This window comes from Lentzea miocenica (genome assembly GCF_033949945.1).
Taxonomy (GTDB): Bacteria; Actinomycetota; Actinomycetes; order Mycobacteriales; family Pseudonocardiaceae; genus Lentzea; species Lentzea miocenica.
The window spans coordinates 80240-99668 of record NZ_JAXAVW010000013.1 but is presented as its reverse complement, the minus strand read 5'-3'; the positions used below and the strand labels follow the sequence as shown (position 1 = coordinate 99668).

Annotated in this window: 12 protein-coding genes; 11 read left to right on the top strand and 1 reads right to left on the bottom strand. The window is 69.2% G+C overall.

Annotated features, from left to right (window positions below; all coding sequences use genetic code 11):
* Nucleotides 1–6: 6 nt before the first annotated feature.
* The 11 genes from SK803_RS17270 to SK803_RS17220 are packed head-to-tail and all read left to right on the top strand — an operon-like array spanning nt 7 to nt 18520.
* Complete coding sequence (locus SK803_RS17270; protein WP_319967032.1) at nt 7–3213, top strand: non-ribosomal peptide synthetase; 3207 nt, start codon at nt 7–9, stop codon at nt 3211–3213.
* The gene (locus SK803_RS17265) at nt 3210–6203 is read left to right on the top strand and encodes a type I polyketide synthase (RefSeq protein WP_319967031.1); all 2994 of its coding nucleotides are present in this window, start codon (nt 3210–3212) and stop codon (nt 6201–6203) included. Before SK803_RS17270 ends, SK803_RS17265 begins: the two co-directional genes overlap by 4 nt.
* A complete protein-coding gene (locus SK803_RS17260; protein WP_319967030.1) occupies nt 6200–11941 on the top strand; it encodes a condensation domain-containing protein in 5742 nt (1913 codons plus the stop codon). Before SK803_RS17265 ends, SK803_RS17260 begins: the two co-directional genes overlap by 4 nt.
* Nucleotides 11941–13287 carry an MFS transporter gene (locus tag SK803_RS17255; RefSeq protein ID WP_319967029.1) on the top strand — a complete coding sequence of 449 codons (1347 nt, stop codon included), beginning with the start codon at nt 11941–11943 and terminating at the stop codon, nt 13285–13287. The genes SK803_RS17260 and SK803_RS17255 overlap by 1 nt, the downstream gene beginning before the upstream one ends.
* Before the next feature lie 15 nt (nt 13288–13302).
* Nucleotides 13303–13479, top strand: coding sequence for an MbtH family protein (locus SK803_RS17250; protein ID WP_319967028.1), 177 nt, complete (start codon nt 13303–13305; stop codon nt 13477–13479).
* Nucleotides 13476–13703 (top strand): acyl carrier protein, encoded by a 228-nt coding sequence (locus SK803_RS17245; RefSeq protein ID WP_319967027.1) that lies wholly within the window; start codon nt 13476–13478, stop codon nt 13701–13703. Before SK803_RS17250 ends, SK803_RS17245 begins: the two co-directional genes overlap by 4 nt.
* The gene (locus SK803_RS17240) at nt 13703–14989 is read left to right on the top strand and encodes a hypothetical protein (RefSeq protein WP_319967026.1); all 1287 of its coding nucleotides are present in this window, start codon (nt 13703–13705) and stop codon (nt 14987–14989) included. The genes SK803_RS17245 and SK803_RS17240 overlap by 1 nt, the downstream gene beginning before the upstream one ends.
* The gene (locus SK803_RS17235) at nt 14986–16002 is read left to right on the top strand and encodes a 3-oxoacyl-ACP synthase III family protein (protein WP_319967025.1); all 1017 of its coding nucleotides are present in this window, start codon (nt 14986–14988) and stop codon (nt 16000–16002) included. The genes SK803_RS17240 and SK803_RS17235 overlap by 4 nt, the downstream gene beginning before the upstream one ends.
* Nucleotides 16003–16015: 13 nt before the next feature.
* Nucleotides 16016–17869: an HAD-IIIC family phosphatase gene (locus SK803_RS17230; RefSeq protein ID WP_319967024.1), complete on the top strand. Its 1854-nt coding sequence runs from the start codon at nt 16016–16018 to the stop codon at nt 17867–17869.
* Nucleotides 17862–18107, top strand: coding sequence for an acyl carrier protein (locus SK803_RS17225; protein ID WP_319967023.1), 246 nt, complete (start codon nt 17862–17864; stop codon nt 18105–18107). Before SK803_RS17230 ends, SK803_RS17225 begins: the two co-directional genes overlap by 8 nt.
* Nucleotides 18104–18520, top strand: a complete 417-nt coding sequence (locus SK803_RS17220) for a VOC family protein (protein WP_319967022.1) — start codon at nt 18104–18106, stop codon at nt 18518–18520. The genes SK803_RS17225 and SK803_RS17220 overlap by 4 nt, the downstream gene beginning before the upstream one ends.
* A gap of 52 nt (nt 18521–18572) precedes the next feature.
* Here SK803_RS17220 and map read toward each other — a convergent pair whose 3' ends face one another.
* A complete protein-coding gene (gene map, locus SK803_RS17215; RefSeq protein WP_319967021.1) occupies nt 18573–19406 on the bottom strand; it encodes a type I methionyl aminopeptidase in 834 nt (277 codons plus the stop codon).
* Between the last annotated feature and the right edge of the window lie 23 nt (nt 19407–19429).

The following is a 19429-nucleotide window of genomic DNA, read 5'->3' as shown; positions in this document are numbered from 1 at the left end:
AATGTCGTGCAGGACGTGTTGCGGCGCTTGAGAGCGCTGGACCCGGAGAAGCGCGCGGCTGTGTTCGCGCAGCTCGCCGAGCGGGGCGAGGAATTCAACGTGCACCCGGTGTCGTCCGGGCAGCGACGGCTGTGGCTGCTGGACCAGCTGCACCCCGGTAGCGCCGTCTACAACGTGCCGTACGCCTTCCGGCTGCGCGGATCCGTTGACTCCGGCGCGCTGGGCGCGGCGTTGATCGAGCTGGGCCGGCGGCACGAGGTGCTGCGGACGGTGTTCCTCGACCTCGACGGCGATCCGCGTCAGGTGATCCTGCCGGAGCCGCAGTTCTCGCTAGTGGTGACTCATGCCGACGTTGAGGATCGTGAGGCGTTCGCCGCTGAACGTGCTGCCGAGGCGGCGCAGGAGCCGTTCTCGCTGGCTGACGGCCCGTTGCTGCGGGCCGAGCTGATCGTTTTTGATTCGTCCGACGCTTTGCTGCTGGTGTCCATGCACCACATCGTTTGCGACGGGTGGAGCACGCAGCTGTTGTTCTCGGAGTGGCAGGCCGCCTATTCGGGGCTTGACCTCGGGGCTGCGCCTACCCAGTACCTGGACTTCAGCCGCTGGCAGACCGAGTGGCTTCGAGGGCCGGAAGGCGCGCGGCTGCTGGACTACTGGACCGAGCAGCTCGCCGGGGTGCCGCCGGTGCTGGAACTGCCGACGGACCACCCGCGCCCGGCCGTGATGAAGATGCGGGGTGGCGTGGTTTCCTTCGCCTGGCCTGCTTCTCTGAAGTCGCAGCTCGACGCGTTCTGCCTGGCTGAGCGGGTCACGCCGTTCATGGTGTTGCTGACCGCGTGGAACGTCCTGCTGCACCGGTATTCCGGCGCGGACGACATCGTGGTCGGCACCAACGTCGGTGCGCGCCGGGCCGAGATCGAGAACGCGCTGGGGTTCTTCGTCAACACCGTCGCGATCCGCTCCACAGTGGACTCCGATCGCAGCTTCCGTTCGTTGCTGCACCAGGTCCGGGACACGACTCTGGCCGCGCAGCAACACCAGGACCTGCCGTTCGAGCGGGTCGTCGAGGCACTCGCGCCGCCGCGCAGCACCGCGCACCAGCCGGTGATCCAGACGATCGTCGGCATGGAGGACAGCCAGCACGAGATCTTCTCGCTGCCCGGGGTCGTGGTCTCGCGGGTCGCGTCGCATTCCGGGACCGCGAAGTGGGACCTGGAACTGGGCGTCACGTCGACCGAGGGTGGCATCACCGGGCTGCTGGAGTACGACAGCGCCCTGTACAGGCACTCTTCCGCGCGCCGGCTGCTCGGGCACCTGGAAACGCTGCTGGGCGCGGGTCTGGCTGATCCCTCGTGCCCGGTCGGCCGGTTGACGATGATCACTCCCGCCGAACGCGCGCAGCTGGTGGAGGCGTGGAATCCGCAGGTCGCGCCTCGGCTCGACGGTGTGCTGGTGCACGAGCTGGCCGAGGCGTCTGCGGATCGCACGCCTGATGCGGTGGCTCTGGTGTTCGAGAACCAGTCGCTGACCTACCGGGAGCTGGACTCGCGGGCGAACCAGCTCGCGCACCAGTTGCGCTCGTTGGGAATCGGTCGGGGTGACTTCGTCGGCATCAGCCTGCCGCGGTCCATCGATCTCGTGGTGGCGCAGCAGGGTGTGCTCAAGTCCGGCGCCGCCTACGTGCCGCTCGATCCCGAGTACCCGGCGGATCGGCTGGCCTACATGGTCTCCGACTCGGGCCTGCGCGTGGTCGTGACGCTGGAGAGGTTCGCCTCTCGCTTCCCCGGCGTCGACACGCTGCCGTTGGACTCGGTCGATCTCTCGGCGTTTCCCGTCGATCGTCCACAGCGGACCGTTGAGCCGGACGACCTCGCTTACGTGATCTACACGTCCGGGTCGACCGGCAAGCCCAAGGGCGCCATGTTGCCGCACCGGGGCGTGGTGAACCTCGCGGACGAGCTGGCCAGGATGATCGGGATCGGGCCGGGCAACCGGATGCTGCAGTTCGCGTCGTTCAGCTTCGACGTGTCCGTCGCCGACATCATGGTCACGTTGCGTTCGGGCGCGACGGTGGTTCTGGCCGCGCAGCACGACCTGCAGCCCGGTCCGGACCTGGCGCGCACGATCTGCGAGCAGCGGGTCGATTTCGCCTGCCTGCCGCCGACCGTGCTGCGGCTGACCGATCCGGCGGCGGTACCTGGCCTGCGCACGTTGATGGCCGGCGGTGAGGCCTGTCCGGACGAGGTGGCTGCCGCGTGGGCGCCGGGGCGTCGGTTCATCAACATCTACGGGCCGACCGAGGCCAGCATCTGGATCACTTCGGCCGAGTGTTCAGGCACCGAGAGCCCGTTGCCGATCGGCCGGCCGATCTCGGGCAACACGGCTCACGTGCTGGATGTGAACCGGGAGCCGGTGCCCGTCGGGGTGCCGGGTGAGCTCTACCTCGGTGGCGTGCAGGTGGCTCGCGGATACCTGAACCGGCCGGAGCTGACGGCGGAGCGGTTCGTGTCCGATCCGTTCTCCGGTGGGCGGCTGTACCGCACCGGTGACCTGGCGCGGTTCCTGCCGGACGGGCAGATCGAGTTCCTGCGCCGGATGGACGACCAGATCAAGCTGCGCGGGTACCGGATCGAGCTGGGCGAGATCCAGACCGCGGTCAGCCAGCACCCGTCGGTGCGGGCGGCGGTGGTGATCGCACGCGAGGACGTGCCGGGTGACGTCCGGCTGGTCGCCTACGCGGTGGCGGCGGACGGCTGCCGGATCGACGGCGGCGAGCTGCGGGCGCATCTGCGCCGCGGGCTGCCCGAGTACATGGTGCCGTCGGCGTTCGTCGAGGTGCCGACGATTCCGCGCAATCCCAACGGAAAGCTCGACCACCGGGCGTTGCCGAAGCCGTCGGCGCAGTCCTCGCGGGTCGTGGTGCCGGCCGGCAACCAGACCGAGCGCGTGATCTCCGACGTGTGGCGCGAGGTGCTGCGGATGGACCGCGTCGGCGCGGACGACAACTTCTTCGACCTCGGCGGCAACTCGGTGTTGCTGGTGAAGGCGCGCAGCAAGCTGGCGGAGGTGTTCGCGCGGGAGGTGCCGACGGTGACGTTGTTCACCTACCCGACCGTTCGCGCGCTGGCCGCTCATTTCGACGGGACCGGCACAACCGGTTCTCGTTCAGCCGGCAACAGAAGCGCGTTGCTGGCACGGGGGAGGAAATCATGACCGAGTACACAGGACTGGAGATCGCCGTCGTCGGCATGGCCGGCCGGTTCCCCGGTTCGTCCACAGTGGACGAGTTCTGGGCGAACGTGCTCGCCGGCGAGGTCGGCGTGCGCCGCTTCACCGACGAAGAACTCGACGCGGCGGGCGTGTCCGCCGAACGTCGCGCCGAGCCGGGCTTCGTACCCGTGGGCGGTGCGCTGGACGGCATCGAGTTCTTCGACGCCAAGCTGTTCGGCTACAGCCCGCGCGACGCGGCGGTGCTGGACCCGCAGCAGCGGGTGTTCCTGGAGTGCGCCTGGCACGCCCTGGAGCACGCCGGACACCTCGGCGGCGACCAGGAGGTCGGCGTCTACGCGTCGGCGAGCATCGACACCTACCTGCTGCGCCACCTGCTGAACAACCCGGCGGTGCCCGGCGGCCTGCAACCACTGGACCTGCTGCTGGCCAACGACAAGGACACGCTCGCCAGCCGCGTCGCCTACCACCTGGACCTGACCGGCCCCGCGATCACCGTGCAGACGGCCTGCTCGTCGTCGCTGGTCACGATCCACGTGGCCTGCCAGGCACTGCTGGGCCGCGACTGCGACATCGCGCTGGCCGGCGGCGTCTCGATCCGGCCGCCGGTGCACGAGGGCTACCAGCACACCGAGGGCGGCATCCTCGCCGCGGACGGCCGCTGCATGCCGTTCGACGTGGACGCGCACGGCGTGGTCGCGGGCAACGGCGTAGCGGCGGTGGTGCTGCGCCGGCTCGAGGACGCGCTGGCCGACGGCGACACCATCTACGCCGTCGTGAAGGGCACCGCCGTCAACAACGACGGCGCGGACAAGGTGGGCTTCACCGCGCCGTCCGTGAACGGCCAGGCCAGGGTGATCAGGGCCGCGCACCAGCTGTCCGAAGTGGACTCCTCGACCATCGGGTACGTCGAGGCGCACGGCACGGCCACGCCGCTGGGCGACCCGATCGAGGTGGCGGCGCTGACGCAGGCGTTCGTGAACCCGCCGGAAGCCTGTGCACTGGGGTCGGTCAAGGCGTTGATCGGGCATCTGGACGCGGCGGCGGGTGTCGCCGGGTTCGTCAAGGCCGCGCTGGTGGTGGGGAACGGTGTGGTGCCGCCTAGTCCGTACTTCACGGCGCCGAACCCGGAGACCGGGCTGGAGGGCAGCCCGTTCTTCGTCAACCGGGAGGTCCAGGGGTGGCCTGGGTCTTCGCCGCGCCGGGCCGGGGTCAGCGGGTTCGGGATGGGTGGGACCAACGCGCACGCCGTGTTGGAGGAACCGCCGTCGCCGCAGCCGATGAGGGACGGCCGGTCGCGGCAGCTGGTGGTGTTGTCGGCGGCGGCTGAGGAGTCGTTGGAGGAGGGCAGGACGCGGCTCGCCGAGCACCTGGCTGAGGATGGAGCCGGGGATGGAGCCGGGGATGGCGCGTCGCTCGCGGACGTCTCCCACACCCTGCGCACCGGGCGTCGCCATCTGCGGCATCGGCTGGCCGTGGTGGCGCGTGACCGGGCCGAGGCGAGCGAACTGCTGGCCGCGGGACAGGTGTGGACCGGGTCCGGGGATCGGCGGGACGTCGTGTTCCTGTTCCCCGGCCAGGGTTCGCAGTACGCGGGGATGGCGGAGCAGCTCGACCGCGAGGAGCCGGTGTTCCGCGCCGCGCTGGACGAGTGCGCGGCGTTGCTGCCGTTCGACCTGCGGGCGGCGCTGGGTGACGCGGAACGGTTGACGCGCACGAGGTTCACCCAGCCCGCGTTGTTCGCGGTGGAGTACTCGCTGGCGAAGCTCTGGGAGCACTGGGGTGTGCGGCCGAGCGCGATGCTCGGGCACAGCGTCGGTGAGTACGTGGCGGCGTGTCTGGCCGGGGTGTTCTCGCTGGAGGACGCGCTGAAACTCATCACAGCGCGCGGTGAGTTGATGGACGCGTTGCCGGCGGGGGCGATGTTGTCGGTGCCGGTGGGCGCGGACGAGTTGGGGCTGCCGGAGGACGTGTGCCTGGCGGCCAGCAACGCGCCGGCCATGAGCACGGTCGCGGGCACGTTCGAGGCGATCGAGCGGTTCGAGGCACAGCTGAGTGTCACCAGCCGCCGGTTGCACACCTCGCACGCGTTCCACTCGTCGATGATCGACCCGATGCTGGCCGAGTTCGCCGAGCGAGTCGCCGGCACGAGGCTCCACGAGCCGCAGATGCCGTTTGTTTCCAACGTGTCCGGCACCTGGATCACCGCTGAGGAGGCGACTGATCCCGGTTACTGGGTGCGGCACGCGCGGGAGGCCGTGCGGTTCAGCGAGGGGTTGCGCACGGTGCTCGCCGAGGGGCCGGTCAACGTGCTGGAGGTCGGGCCCGGCAACGTGCTCACGACGCTGGCACGGCAGCACGACCTCGGCGGCAGTCAGGCGTTCGGGTCGCTGCGGCATCCGCGCGAGGACAAGCACGACCTGGAGACCACGTTGTCCACGTTGGGGCGGCTGTGGATCGCGGGTGTGCCGGTCGATCTCGGGGTGCTGACGGCGGACGAGCGCAGGCGGCGGGTTCCGTTGCCGGGGTATGCGTTCCGGAAGGTCAGGCACTGGGTGGACCTGCCCGGTACGACGGCTCCGCAGGTCGAGCCGGAACGGGTCGTGGCTCCCGCACAAGCCGAAGTCCAGGGTGGTGACCTGGCCGTCATCAGCGGGATCTGGCAGGAGCTGCTCGGCATCTCCCGCATCGGGCCGCACGACGACTACTTCGAGCTGGGCGGGCATTCGTTGCTGGCCACCCAGATCCTCGCGCGGATCACGGCGGAGCTCGGCGTGACGCTGCCCGCGGGCGCGATCTTCGAGGCGCCGACGCCCGCGCGGCTGACCGCGTTGGCCGAACGGCACAAGGAACAGCAGCCGGCGGAGGACGACGAGTTCGCGCGGCTGCTCGCGGAGATCCGCGACATGTCACCGGAAGAGCTGCGGGCCGAACTGGACCGCGAGCGGGACGCCCAGGAGATCTCCCAGTCATGACGGACAACCTGACCAGCTCACTGACAGAGGAGCAGCGGCAGTTGCTGGCGCTGCGGCTGCGCAACGCCGACCGCTCGCAGCCCGTGTCGTTCACCCAGGAACAGCTGTGGTTCCTCGACCGTCTCGACCCCGGCAACCCGGCCTATGCGATTCCGTTCGGCCTCAAGCTGACCGGGCCGCTCGACCGGACGGCGCTCGAACTGGCCGTCAACCGGGTCGTGGACCGGCATTCCGCGCTGCGCACGACGTTCTTCGAACGGGACGGCGAGCTGCGGCAACGGGTACGCGACAACGTGTCGATCGCCATCGAGGTCACCGACCTGTCGGCGAACCCCGAAAAGGCGGCGGAAGTCGCGCTGGAGCACGCCCGGCACGTGTTCGACCTGAGCGCGGGGCCGCTGGTGGCGTTCCGGCTCGTGGTGCTCGGCGAGGAGGAGCACCTCCTGCTGGTGACCGCGCACCACATCGTGTTCGACGCGGCGTCGGCCGAGCTCTTCGGCTCCGACCTCGTCGCGTACTACGGCGGGGAGACGCCGCCGGAGCTGACGACGTCGTTCGGCCGGCACGCGGCGGCCGAGCGGCGCAGGCTGACCGACGAGGTGATGGACGAGCACCTCCGGTACTGGCGGGAGAGGCTCGCCGACAGCCCGGCTCGTTCCACCGTGCCGTCGGACCTGCCGCGACCGGCCGTGCAGACGCACACCGGAGGTCGACGTCATTTCGTTGTTCCGCGGGACCTGACCGAACGGCTCGCCGCGCGGGCTCGTGAGCTCGGCGTATCGCTGAACGCGGTGGTGCTCAGCGGGTTCGCGGCGCTGCTCGGGCAGATCACCGCGCAGGAACGCGTGCTGCTCGGCATGCCGGTCAGCGGGCGCGGGCGGCCAGAGCTGGAGTCGATGATCGGCTCGCTGGCGAACATGCTGGTGCTGCGGGTCGACCTGGACGGCGACGTGATCCGTGGCACGCACAAGGCGATCAGCGAGGCGTATGCACACCAGGACGCGCCGTACGCACGGGTGGTCGAGGCCGTCGACCCGCCGCGTGATCCGAGCCAGAACCCGTTGTTCCAGGCCATGCTGAGCCTCACCGATGCACCTGCGGCACGGATGGCCGGCGGGGTCGAGTTCAGTCCGTTCGAGGTTGACAACGGCCTGACCGACTTCGACCTGTTCGTCGTGCTGTCCAGAGTGGACGGTGAGTTGCGCGGCGTGCTCGGCTACAACGCCGACCTCTACCTCGACGAGACCGTCGGCGAGCTGGGCGAGCAGTTCATCGCCGTGCTGACCGAGCTGGCCGCGGGCCGGCCGTTGAGGCCCCGGCAGCGGATCTCGATCGCGGCCACGTTCACCGCGGATCCCGTGCGCGAGCCGTTGGACGTGCTGAACGGCGTGCTGCGGCTGCCGGTCGACGTCGAACTGGCGCCGTACCAGCAGATCGTGCAGCACCTCCTCGCCGGCGCCGGCGGCAGGCTCGCGGATGTCGTGCTGCTGCGCTGGGAAGACTGGCTGCGGCACGGTGACGCGCTCGACGCGAACTGGCAGGACCTCGAAACCGCGGTGACGGCATACCGGCAACGGTCGAGCGCGCCGCTGTTCCTCGTGGTCTGCCCGTCGGAGCAGACGTTCGGGCGGATGGACGACAGGCTGGCCGTGCTCGCGGACCGGACCGAGGGCGTGCACGCGGTGTGGTTCGCGGACTGGGCCGGCGCGCTGCCGGTCAGCGTCACCTTCGACGCGCAGAGCGACAAGCTCGGCCACGTTCCCTACACGCAGGAGATGTTCGCCGCGCTGGCGATCCTGCTGACCCGCAAGCTGCACCCGGACGCGAACCGCCTGCACCTGCTGGAGACCGCGCTCGGCGACCCCTCCGCGCTGGCCGACCGCGCCGCACCCGCGATGCGAGCCGTCTCGATCGACACTCCGCCGGTCGCACCGCGCACTGAAACGGAGCAGCGGCTGGCGAAGGTGTGGCGGGAGGTGCTGAAGCTCGACGAGGTCGGTGTGACGCACGACTTCTTCGCGCTCGGCGGCCACTCGTTGCTCGCGACGCAGCTGCTTTCCAAGGTGTTCGCCGAGTTCGGTGTCGACATCTCGCTGCACGCGCTGTTCACGCACCCGACCGTCGAGGCACTGGCCGAGCTCGTCGACGAGCCTCAGGAAACCGGGCATCCGCTGTCGCCGGTCTCTCGCGCCACCGCCCTCGAACTGTCGGCGATCCAGCAGCGCATGTGGGCCGCCACCCAGCTCGACACCAGCACGACCCGCATGAACACCACGTTCGCGGTGCTGTTGCGCGGTTCGCTGGACGTGTCGGCGCTGCGGACCGCGGTCGCGGAAGTCGTGGACAGGCACGAGATCCTCCGCACCACGTTCGCCGAGCAGGACGGCCGGCCGGTCATGGTCGTGCACCCGGAGCTGGACTGCTGGCTGCCCGAGGCGGTTGGTTCACCGGAAGAGTTCCTGCTGGAACACACGAATCATGTGTACGACCTGGAAAACGGGCCGTTGCTGCGGGTTCGGTTGGTGCGCACCGGTGTGAACGAACACCACCTGCTGCTCGGCATGCACCACATCATCTGCGACAACACGTCGTGGGGCGTGCTGCTCGCCGAGCTGTCCGCCTCCTACGCGAAGGGCGATCTGCCCGAGCTGACCGTCCAGTACGCGGACTACGCGGCGTGGCAGGGCGAAATGCTGACGGAGGCCGCGCTCGAACCGCACATGAACCACTGGCGTTCCTATCTCGCGGACTCTCCGTCACAGCTGGAGGTGCCGGCCGAACGCCCGGAGCGCAACGAAACCGTGCGCACGTCGTCCACGGTGCCGGACCAGGTGGCGGGAGCGCTGAAGGAACTGGCCCGTGCCGAGGGCAGCACGCCGTTCGCCACGTTGCTCGCGGCGTACGCGGTGGTGCTGTACCGGCGCAGCGCGCAGCCGGACGTCGTGCTGAGCGTGCCGCAGCAGGGCAGGCCGCGGCCGGAGGTGGAGCACCTGATCGGCTGCTTCACCGACCTGCTCCCGATCCGGGTGGACCTCGGCGGGCGGCTCACGTTCCGGCAGATCGTGCAGCGGGTGCACCGCGCGATGGTGGACGGCTACCAGCACGCCGACGTGCCGTTCTCCAGCGTCGCCCACGTGCTGCCGCGCCAGAAGGGTCGTCACCCCGTCTACCAGTGCGCGTTCAACTACGCGGACCTGCCGGACGAGGCGATGAGCTGGCCGGGACTCGAACTGGTGCCGCTCGAGGTGCCGGTCACGAGCCTCGACTTCGACCTGTTCCTCACGCTGACGACCGAGAACGGTGAGCTGGCCGCGACGCTGGAGCACAGCGCCGACCTGTTCACGGTCGAGGGCGCGGACGAGCTGCTCACGGAGTTCGTCACGCAGCTCAGTGAGCTGGTCGAGGCGCCGGACACGCAGATCGTCGTCGAACGTGCGGTGTCCACTGTGGATGGCTGTCCGCTGAGCATCATGTCGTCGCGGCCGCTCGAAGGTGCGCTGCCGGTGTTGTCGTCGTGGGCGGACAAGCTAGACCTGCCGCTCACCGTGCGCACGACGCCGGCCGGCCAGATCCTGCGTCCGTTGCTGGACCCGGAAGCCGGGCTCGACGGCGTGGAACGGGAGACCACCGCGCTGGTGCTCCGCTGGGAGGACCTGTTCGACGGCGGTGTCGCGGCGTTCGAGATCGCGTTCGCCGGACTGTGCCACGCCATCGAACGCTGGACTGTGCGCACGGGTGCGGCGCTGGCGGTGCTGGCCACGTCCGAACGCGTGGAGAAGCCGTGGCCCGGTGTGTTCGGGCACGCGGCCGACCGGCTCGCTCGGCGTTTCCCCGCGGTGTCCGTCGTCGATCTGCTGACGGCAGAGGGCAGTCCGGACGTCGTGCTGGGCACCGCGCTCGCCCGGTTGGCGCACGGCGGGGAACTGCCGGAGGACCAGCGCACGACGGAAGCTCCACGCACCGACGAGGAACGGGCGCTCGCGGCGGTCTGGCAGGACGTGCTGAAGCTGTCCGAGGTCGGCGTCCACGACGACTTCTTCGTGCTGGGCGGCGACTCCATGACGGCCATCCAGGTCGTGTGGCTCGCGAACCAGGCCGGGATCAAGTTCACCCCGGCCCAGCTCACGGCGAAGCGGACCATCGCCGAGCTGCTGCGGGTGCCGATGACCGAGGAGCAGCAAGCGCTTGCGGCCGTGTGGTGTGAGGTGCTGAAGCTGGCAGAGGTCGGGCCGCACGACGACTTCTTCGAACTCGGCGGCGACTCCATGACCGCGATCCAGGTCGTGTGGCTGGCGAACCAGGCGGGCATCAAGTTCACGCCCGCCCAGCTGACCGCCAAGCGGACGATCGCCGAGCTGTGCGCGGATGAGGCACCGCGGCTGGTCGACCAGGGACCGGTGGAGGGCGACTTCCCGGCCACGGGCGCTCAGCGCTGGTTCTTCGAGGCGCTGGCGACGTCGATGGAAGCGCCGGCCCACTTCAACCACCCCTACTACCTGCGACTGCGGGTGCCTGCCACGCCCGAGCAACTGGAGCTGGCGACGAGGGCACTGGTGGCGCACCACGACGGGATGCGGCTGCGGTTCCGGCGGGAGGGCATCGACTGGCACGCCTCGCACGGACCGGTCGAGGGCGCGATGCCGTTCGTGTCGTTCGACGTCTCGGCCGCACCCGACCGCGAGCAGGCCATCGAGGACCACCTCAACGAGGTGCACCCGACGCTCGACATCGCGGACGGCCCGCTGGCCAAGGTCGTCCACTTCGGACTTGGGGGCCACGAGCCCGACCGAGTGATGGTGATCTGCCACCACCTGGTGACCGACGGCGTGTCGCGCAGCCTGATCCTGGAGGACTTCCAGAACGCGCTGTGCCAGGTCCTCGCCGGGCAGGCCGTCGACCTCGGTCCCAAGACGACCGCCTTCAAGGACTGGGCGCTCAGGCTCGACGAGTACGCCCGCGGACCGAAGCCGTTGGCGGAGCTGGAGTACTGGGAGCGTCAGGCTCCTGGTGCCGAGGAGATCACCGCTGACCTGCCGGGCCGGAACACGTTCGGCGTCATGCGGGACATCCACACCACGATCGACGCCGAGACCACCGCGCGGCTGCGCGAGCTGGCCAAGGCGCACCAGGTCGGGGTGAGCGACCTGCTGGTCTGGGCGTCGGTGCGGATGGCCGCCGACCGGTCCGGAAGTCCGGAGTGGACGATCGCGACCACCGGCCACGGCCGCGAGGCGTTGTTCGACGGCATCGACCTGTCCCGCACGGTCGGCTGGTTCCAGGTCATGTATCCGATCAGGCTCACGCTGCCAGAAGCGAGTGACACGCAAGCGATTGCGTCGCTGGCCGAGCAGCTCAGGCAGGTGCCCGTCAACGGCATCGGCTACGGTCTGCTCCGATACAACAACCCGGATCCCGCCGTGCGCCGGCGGTTGGAGACCCCGAACCCGCAGCTGACCGTCAACTACGCCGGTGCGTTCGGCTTCACCGACCTCTCCAGCGCCGACGAGCTGTTCGACCTGTGCCAGTCCGAGCTCGGTGTCCTGCAGGACAAGGGAACCGTGTGGCCAGGCCGGATCGATGTCGTCGGATCGCTGGTCAACGACCAGATCCGCATCGAGATGAACTACGGCACCGAGATGTTCCTGCCCGAAACCGCGCGCCAGATGCTCGGCGACATCGAAGAGCTGCTTCGCCGGCTCGCCCAGAAATGGGACACCGCACAGAACAGGATGAGGTAATGCCCAAGCCTTCGGGATTCGGCGCGTTCACGATCATGTGGGTAGGACAGCTGCTGTCCGCGCTCGGCACCCGCATGACGAACTTCGCGCTCAGCATCTGGGTGTGGCAGCACACCGGCTCGGCCACGTCGATGGCGCTGATGATGTTCTGCGGCTTCGGTTCGACCGTGCTCTTCAGCCCGATCGCGGGCAGCCTGATCGACAAGTGGAGCCGCAAGACGTCGATCATCGTCAGCGAGATCGGGTCGATCGCGGTCACGTTCATCCTGCTGGCGTTGTTCCTCACCGACTCGACCCAGCTGTGGCACCTCTACCTCGTCAACGTGCTGACCGGCGCGCTGCTCGCGATCCAGGGGCCCGCGTTCGGCGCGACCATCGCGTTGATGATGGAGAAGGGCAAGTTCCTGCGGGCCAACGCGATGATGTGGTCCGTCAAGAGCTTCCCGGTGATCTTCGCGCCGGCGTTCGCCGCCACCCTGCTCGGCCTCACCGGCATCAAGCTGATCCTGTTCATCGACGGGCTCACCTACGTGGCCGCGATCATCACGGTGCTGGTGGTGACCATCCCGCGGGTGCCGGGACAGGACCGCGAGAAGACCACCTTCTGGCAGGACTGCGTGTTCGGGTTCCGCTACATCGTCGAACGTCCGCCGTTGCTGGCCGTGCAGATCGTGCTGTTCTCCATCAGCCTCCTGGCCGCGCTGGCGTGGGCGCTGATCGTGCCGCTGGTGCTGGCCAGGACTCTGGGCGACGAGGGAACGCTGGGCCTGGTGCAGAGCATCGGCGCGGTCGGTGGTGTGCTCGGCGGTACGTTGCTCGCCTTCATGAAGCCGCCGCGCCGCAAGATGCTGGTGGTGCTGGGCGCGATCCTGGTGTTCAGCATCGTCGGCCGGATCGTCTACGGCGTGGGTGACGGCCTGATCGCGTGGGCCGCGGCGATGTTCTTCGTCGAGCTGACCATTCCGTTCATCGACGGTCTCGCGCAGACCATCTGGCAGGAGAAGGTCGACCCTGCCGTGCAGGGACGTGTGTTCGCGGCTCGCAACTTCTTCGAGAACCTCTCGGTCCCGATCGGTTTCGCCGCGGCGGGTCCGTTGGTGGACAAGGTGCTCGAGCCAGCGATGCGCGGAGACACGGCGCTGGCGGACACGTTCGGCTGGCTGGTCGGCACGGGACCGGGCTCGGGCATCGGGCTGCTGTTCGTGGTCGTGGGTGTGCTCGGCGCGGGTGTCGGTGTCGTGGGCTTCCTGAGCCGCAACGTTCGCGAGGTCGAGACGCTCGTGCCCGACTTCGAGCCCGAGCCGGAAATCAAGCTGCTCGACCGTCAGCCCGCGCTCGCCGACTGAGAAGGGGGAAAGCACATGACTTACCGAGTTGTCGTCAACGACGAAGAGCAGTACGCGCTCTGGCCGGCCCACAAGGACAACGCGCCCGGCTGGCGGGACGCGGGTGTCAGCGGTTCGAAGGACGAGTGCCTGACGCACATCGGTCGCGTGTGGACGGACATGCGCCCGCTCAGCCTGCGGGGGCGGTCATGACCTTCGTGGACGTGGTGGCCGGTGCGCTGGACGTCGATCCGGAGCACGTCACCGACGATGCCGGCCAGGACACGCTGTCGACCTGGACCAGCATGCGGCACATCCAGCTGATCGTGACGCTGGAGGAGGCCTACGACCTGTCCTTCGACTACGAGGAGATCGCGGACGCGCGGACCGTGCGGGACGTCCGGGAAGTGCTGCGGGCCAAGGGGGTGGAGGTCTGATGGACGACCTCGCCGCAGTGCGGTCCCGCTGGGATTCGGTGAACAGGACGGACGTGCGCCCGCTGGTGTCCGTCGGCCTGCTGGCCAGTTACACGATCGACCCGGTGCTGCCCTACCTCGGGGTGGCGTTGCACGACGCGGGCCTTCCCGTTTCGTTCCACACCGCGCCGTTCAACCAGATCGTGCGGCAGTGTCTGGACGACTCCTCGGTGATGTCGGTGGCGCGACCGGACGTGCTCGTGGTCGCGCCCCGTTTCGAGGAGCTGGGTGCTGAGCTGCTGACAGTCGTGGACGCGGCGGTCGCGGCGGCCCGGCGCTGGGGGTCGTTCCTGGTGGTCGTGCTGCCCGCGGTGCCGGAAGAGCGGGTGTACGGGCACCTGGACGACGGCAGGGCCAACGGCACGGCCGCGCAGGCCTACGAGGCGCGCGAAACGGTTCGGGCACTGGTCGCGGATCGGCCGGACGCCTGGGTCGTGGACGCGGAACAGGCCGTGCGCTCGGTCGGTACTCGCAAAGCGCATCACGCCACGATGTTCAAGTTCGCGAAGATCCCGTACACCGAGGCGGTGTTCGCCGAGTTGGCTGCTCAGCTGGCCGGTGTGCTCCGTGCGGTTTACGGGGTGACGCCGCGAGTTGTCGTGGTGGAGCAGGAGTCGGTCGCCGCGTTCGACGAGCCGTTGAGGCTGTTGCGCGAGTCCGGTGCCCAGGTGGTGGTAGGGGCGGAGCAGGTTGCCGAGTCCGCGGTTCTGCTGCGGCTGGGTGCCAAGGCCGAGGCCTGGCCGGGCGAGCTTCTGCGGTCCGGACTGCTGGACCGCCTGCCGCCACCGGAAGCCGCTCCGCAACGGGCTCGGCGGCCCGCGCAGACCACCGTGTCGCTGGCCGACTTCGTGGCCGGCCTGAACGTCGAGGTCGACCTCGAACCGGTAGGCCCCGGCTCGTCCGCGAAGGCCGTCGAGGTGGTCTCCCGGGCCAAGGACTTCACCCTCGGCACCGAGACGCTCGACCTCACCGAGGACCGCGAGGTGCTCGCGGTGCGGGTCAGCGACAAGTTCGGCGCATACGGCATCGCGGGCGTCGTCGGCTTCATCCGTGAGGGCGACAGGCGTGTGGTGGACGTGTTCTCGCTGTCCTGCCTCGTGCTCGGCAAGGGCGTGGAGGACATCGTGCTGCGAAAGCTCCTGGAAGAGCCCGGTGAGGTCGTCTTCCGGCACCGGCGCACCGCGCACAACCAGATCACCGCCGGATTCCTCACGGACGCCGGAGCCACCATCGAGGAGATCCCGTGACTGTCCACTTCGGAGTTGTGTCGCTCGGGCACGTGCTCGGCGAACCCGTCGACGTGGCGTCAGCCGCCGCCGACTACACCAGCGACGTCGATCGTGCGCTCGGCTGGGGCTACAAGTCCTTCCACCGCGCCGCGGACGGGGTCGGGCTCACCGACCTCGCCGCGGAGGCCGGTGCGAAGGCGCTGAGCAGCGCGGGTGTGCAGCCGCACGAGGTGGATCTCGTCGTGCTGGCGATGTCCGACCTGTCCGAGCACCTCTACTGGGACGCGGCCGGCGCCACCCAGGCGAAGATCGGCGCGCACGGGTCGGAGAACGTCCTGCTGACCCAGGCCTGCGGTGGGGGAGTGGCGGCGTTCGACATCGTCGGCGGCAAGTTCGCCACGCACCCCGACTACCAGACGGCGTTGATCATCGGCGCCAACCGGGTGTGCGAGCCGTACTGGAACCGCATGGAGATCAACACCAGCATCTTCTCGGACGGTGCCGCGGCGGCCGTGGTGAAGCGCGACCACCCGCGCAACCGCTGGCTGAACACCGAGATCATCAGTGACGGCCGGTACGCCGACTTCATGATGATGGACGTGGGTGCCGCGGCCCGGCCGTTCGCCGGCCAGGACGACATCGGCGTGAAGAGCCCGCAGAAGCGGCTGGAGGAGTTCTTCGCGGGCGACATCCGCAAGATGTTCGAGTTCGTCTCGACGATCCGCACGAACAACCACGAGGTGGTGCGGCGGGCCTGCAAGCGTGCCGGCGTCACGCCGGGTGATCTGCGCAAGCTGCTGCACCTGCACGACAGCGTGCCGGCGATGACGTTGCTGGCCAAGGACCTCGGCATGGGTCCTGAGTGGACGAACTCCGAGGTGGCGCGGGCGCACGGCCACGTCGGGTGCGCGGACCAGCTGATGTCGCTGGAGCACTACCTGGCCAACGACGAGCTGACCGAAGGCGACGTCGTGGCACTGACCAGCACGGCCAGCGGCATGCACTGGCTCTGCACGCTTCTGGCGATCTGACGGGGGAGAACCGATGGAGACCAAAGAGATGCTGGCGCGGATCCGCCAGTTGACCAAGCCGGGCGCCGCCGCTGATCCGGCGTTGCTGACAGATTTGCGGCAGGTGACGGACATTCCGGCGTTGCTCGAAGCCGGACGACTGCTCGCGAAGGTACCCAGCGAGCTGCTGGGCAGGCTCAAGCCGCTGCGAGTGGCGATCACCGGCACGTTCACCGCGTCCGGTGTGGCGCCGCTGCTGCGCGTCGCGTTGCTGGGCAAGGGGATCGCGCCCGAGATCCACGTGTCCGGCTTCGACCAGCTGGCCGTCGACCTGAGCAGCCCTTCGTCACCGCTGGCGGCGTTCGAGCCGCAGGTGACGCTCTGCCTGCTGCACGACGACTGGTTCGTGCCTTCCGAGTGGGACGACCTGGACGAGTTCGGAAACGCCGTTCGCGGCCGCTGGTCGATGTTCGACAACCTCGTCGGCGCGTTCACCGAACGGTCCGGCAGCGCGGTTCTCGTGCACACCGTGCCGCTGTCGCCGGTCGAGATGCGCGGTGTCGTGGCGTTCGACGGCCGGGCCGCCCTGGGCCGCGCGTGGCGTGACCTGAACAGCGACCTGCTCGGCATGGCCCTGCGCCGCGACCAGGTGCACGCGCTGGACTTGGAGGCGTACCTGGTCGACGCGCCGGCCCGGCTGCGCGACGAGCGGCTGTACCGGTTCGCCAGCGCGGCCTGGACGCCCGAGGTCGAGTCCGTCTACGCCTTGGAGGCGGCCAACTTCTGCCGTGCGTTCCTCGGCATGGCCAAGAAGGTCCTCGCGCTCGACCTGGACAACACGCTGTGGGGCGGTGTCGTCGGTGACGACGGCCCGAGCGGCATCCAGATCGGGTCGATGTACCCCGGCAACGCGTTCCGCGAGATGCAGCGCCGGGCCGTCCAGCTGCGCAAGCAGGGCGTGATCCTGGCGCTGTGCAGCAAGAACGAGGCCACGATCGTCGACGAGGTGCTCAACGACCACCCGGACCTGGTGATCCGTCCCGCAGACATCGCGGCCCGCGCGGTCAACTGGCAGCCCAAGGACCACAACATCCGCGGGCTGGCCCAGCAGCTCAACCTGGGCCTGGACAGCTTCGTCTTCGCCGACGACAGCACGTTCGAGACCCAGCTGGTCCGCGGCTCGATCCCGGAGGTCACCGTGGTGCACCTCAACGGCGACCCGGCCGACCACGTGACGGCGTTGCAGCGCACCGGTTCGTTCGACGTGCTGACGACGACCGCGACCGACCGCGAGCGCACCCAGCTCTACAAGGCCCGCGCCGAACGCACCGAGTTCGCCGACTCGTTCAGCTCGGTGCAGGACTACCTGCGCAGCCTGGAGATCCAGGTTTCTGTTCGGGAGGCCGACGAGTTCAGCCTGCCGCGGCTGATCCAGCTCGGCCAGCGCACCAACCAGTTCAACATGATCGGCACCTCCCACGCCGAGGCGCGCACCCGCGAGATGGCCGCGTCCGACGACCACCTCGTGCTGGTCTTCGAGGTGGCGGACCGGTTCGGCGCCGAGGGCATCGTCGGCGGCGTCTGGGTGTCGAAGCACGACGACCACTGGCTCGTCGAGAACTTCGTGATGAGCTGCCGCGTCTTCACCCGCGGCGTCGAGCACACCGTCGTCCAGCACCTCGCCGACCGCGCGATTTCCTCAGGGGCGTCCCGGTTGGAGGCCGGCTTCAAGGCCACCGAACGGAACAAGGCCGCCGCCGCGTTCTACCCCGACGCCGGCTTCGAGCCGGTGTCCGAAGGCCGTTACACCCTGCCGCTGCTGCCTCGGCCGCAGATCAGTCCTGATTGGACGAACCTCGTCGTGGAAATGGAGTCAGCCGATGTCTGAGGTGTTCGTTGAGGTCGTCGACCTGGTCGGCCAGGTGACGGACCTGCCGGCCGAGGACATCTCGGCCGACGCGCGGTTCGACACGCTCGGCAACTGGACGAGCTACGACGCGCTCCGCCTGCTCACCGGCATCGAGCAGAAGTTCGCGGTGCGCCTCGACCTGCAGGAGTACTTCTCGATCAAGGACGTCGGCGGCCTCGTCGCCGCGGTGTCGACGGCACAGGAGAAGTCGGGATGATCCTGCGCATCGACCACGTCGGCGTGGTCACCAACGATCTCGCCGCCGCCGGGCTCGCCCTGGGCCTGATGGACATGAAGAGCACGTACGCCGACGACGTGGACGCATATGGCGTGGCCACCTCGTTCTGGCAGTGCCCCGGCGACCCGACCTCGATCGAACTCGTCGCGCCGGTGCGGGAGGACGCGGCGGTGCACGGCCATCTGGCCAGGCTCGGCCCAGGCCTGAATCACGTGGCTTTCGAGGTGGACGACATCGACGCGGACCTGGCGGCGTTGCAGGACCGCGGCGCGATCCTCGTCGACGAGAAGCCGTGCCAGGGCGGCCGGCCGGGCCTGCGGGTGGCGTTCGCACACCTCGGCCCGTCGACCGGCCTGCTGGTGGAACTCGTGGACTACGGCAACCGGGCTTGAGGGCGGAGGGAGGCCGCGGAACCCGTCTGCGGCCTCCGCTCCGGCTCGTCGGCTACGGCAACCGCGCCTGAGTCTGCTCGGAGGCCTCGGACCCCGCCTGAGGCCTCCGAGCCAGCTCCGACTTGCGGCGGGTCAGCACCAGCGGCCCGTCCTCGGTGATCGCGATGGAGTGCTCCGAGTGGGCCGTGCGCGAGCCGTCGGCGGACCGCAGGGTCCACCCGTCCTCGTCGAAGATGATCTGGTCGGTCGTGGCGGCGAGCCACGGCTCGATGGCGATGGTCAGGCCGGGCCGCAGCTTCATGCCGTGCCCGCGCCTGCCGTTGTTCGACACGTGCGGGCCCTCGTGCATCGTGCGGCCGAGGCCGTGCCCGCCGAACTCCAGGTTGGGCGTGTAGCCGTACCGGGTGGAGACCTCGCCGATCGCGGCGGAGATGTCGCCGATCTTGTTGCCCGCCTGTGCAGCCTCGATGGCCGCCTCCAGCGCCTCCTCGGTGGCCCGGATGAGGTGCAGGTCTTCCTCTCGCGGGGTGCCGACGATGATCGACAGCGCCGAGTCGGCCACCCAGCCGTCGATGCTGACGGCGATGTCCATGGTCAGCAGGTCGCTGTCCTGGAGCACGTAGCTCTTCGGCAGGCCGTGCAGCACCGCGTCGTTGACCGACAGGCAGATGACGTTGCGGAACGGGCCCCGGCCGAACGACGGCGAGTAGTCCCAGTAGCAGGACTCGGCGCCACGCGTCTTGAGCATGTCGCGCGCGTGCAGTTCGAGGTCGAGCAGGTTGACGCCGACCGCGGCCACCGTGGAGAGCTCGTCGAGCACCTCCGCGATGAACTGACCGGTGACGTGCATGCGCTCGATCTCCGCTGGGGACTTGAGTTCGATCAACGTGATCCTCCGTACGACGGTGT

Bases quoted from the DNA above. Each gene is read 5' to 3' on its own strand.
- SK803_RS17250 (WP_319967028.1), top strand. From the start codon at position 13,303: ATGACTTACCGAGTTGTCGTCAACGACGAAGAGCAGTACGCGCTCTGG.
- SK803_RS17255 (WP_319967029.1), top strand. From the start codon at position 11,941: ATGCCCAAGCCTTCGGGATTCGGCGCGTTCACGATCATGTGGGTAGGA.
- SK803_RS17230 (WP_319967024.1), top strand. From the start codon at position 16,016: ATGGAGACCAAAGAGATGCTGGCGCGGATCCGCCAGTTGACCAAGCCG.
- SK803_RS17225 (WP_319967023.1), top strand. From the start codon at position 17,862: ATGTCTGAGGTGTTCGTTGAGGTCGTCGACCTGGTCGGCCAGGTGACG.
- SK803_RS17240 (WP_319967026.1), top strand. From the start codon at position 13,703: ATGGACGACCTCGCCGCAGTGCGGTCCCGCTGGGATTCGGTGAACAGG.
- SK803_RS17265 (WP_319967031.1), top strand. From the start codon at position 3,210: ATGACCGAGTACACAGGACTGGAGATCGCCGTCGTCGGCATGGCCGGC.
- SK803_RS17245 (WP_319967027.1), top strand. From the start codon at position 13,476: ATGACCTTCGTGGACGTGGTGGCCGGTGCGCTGGACGTCGATCCGGAG.
- SK803_RS17260 (WP_319967030.1), top strand. From the start codon at position 6,200: ATGACGGACAACCTGACCAGCTCACTGACAGAGGAGCAGCGGCAGTTG.
- SK803_RS17220 (WP_319967022.1), top strand. From the start codon at position 18,104: ATGATCCTGCGCATCGACCACGTCGGCGTGGTCACCAACGATCTCGCC.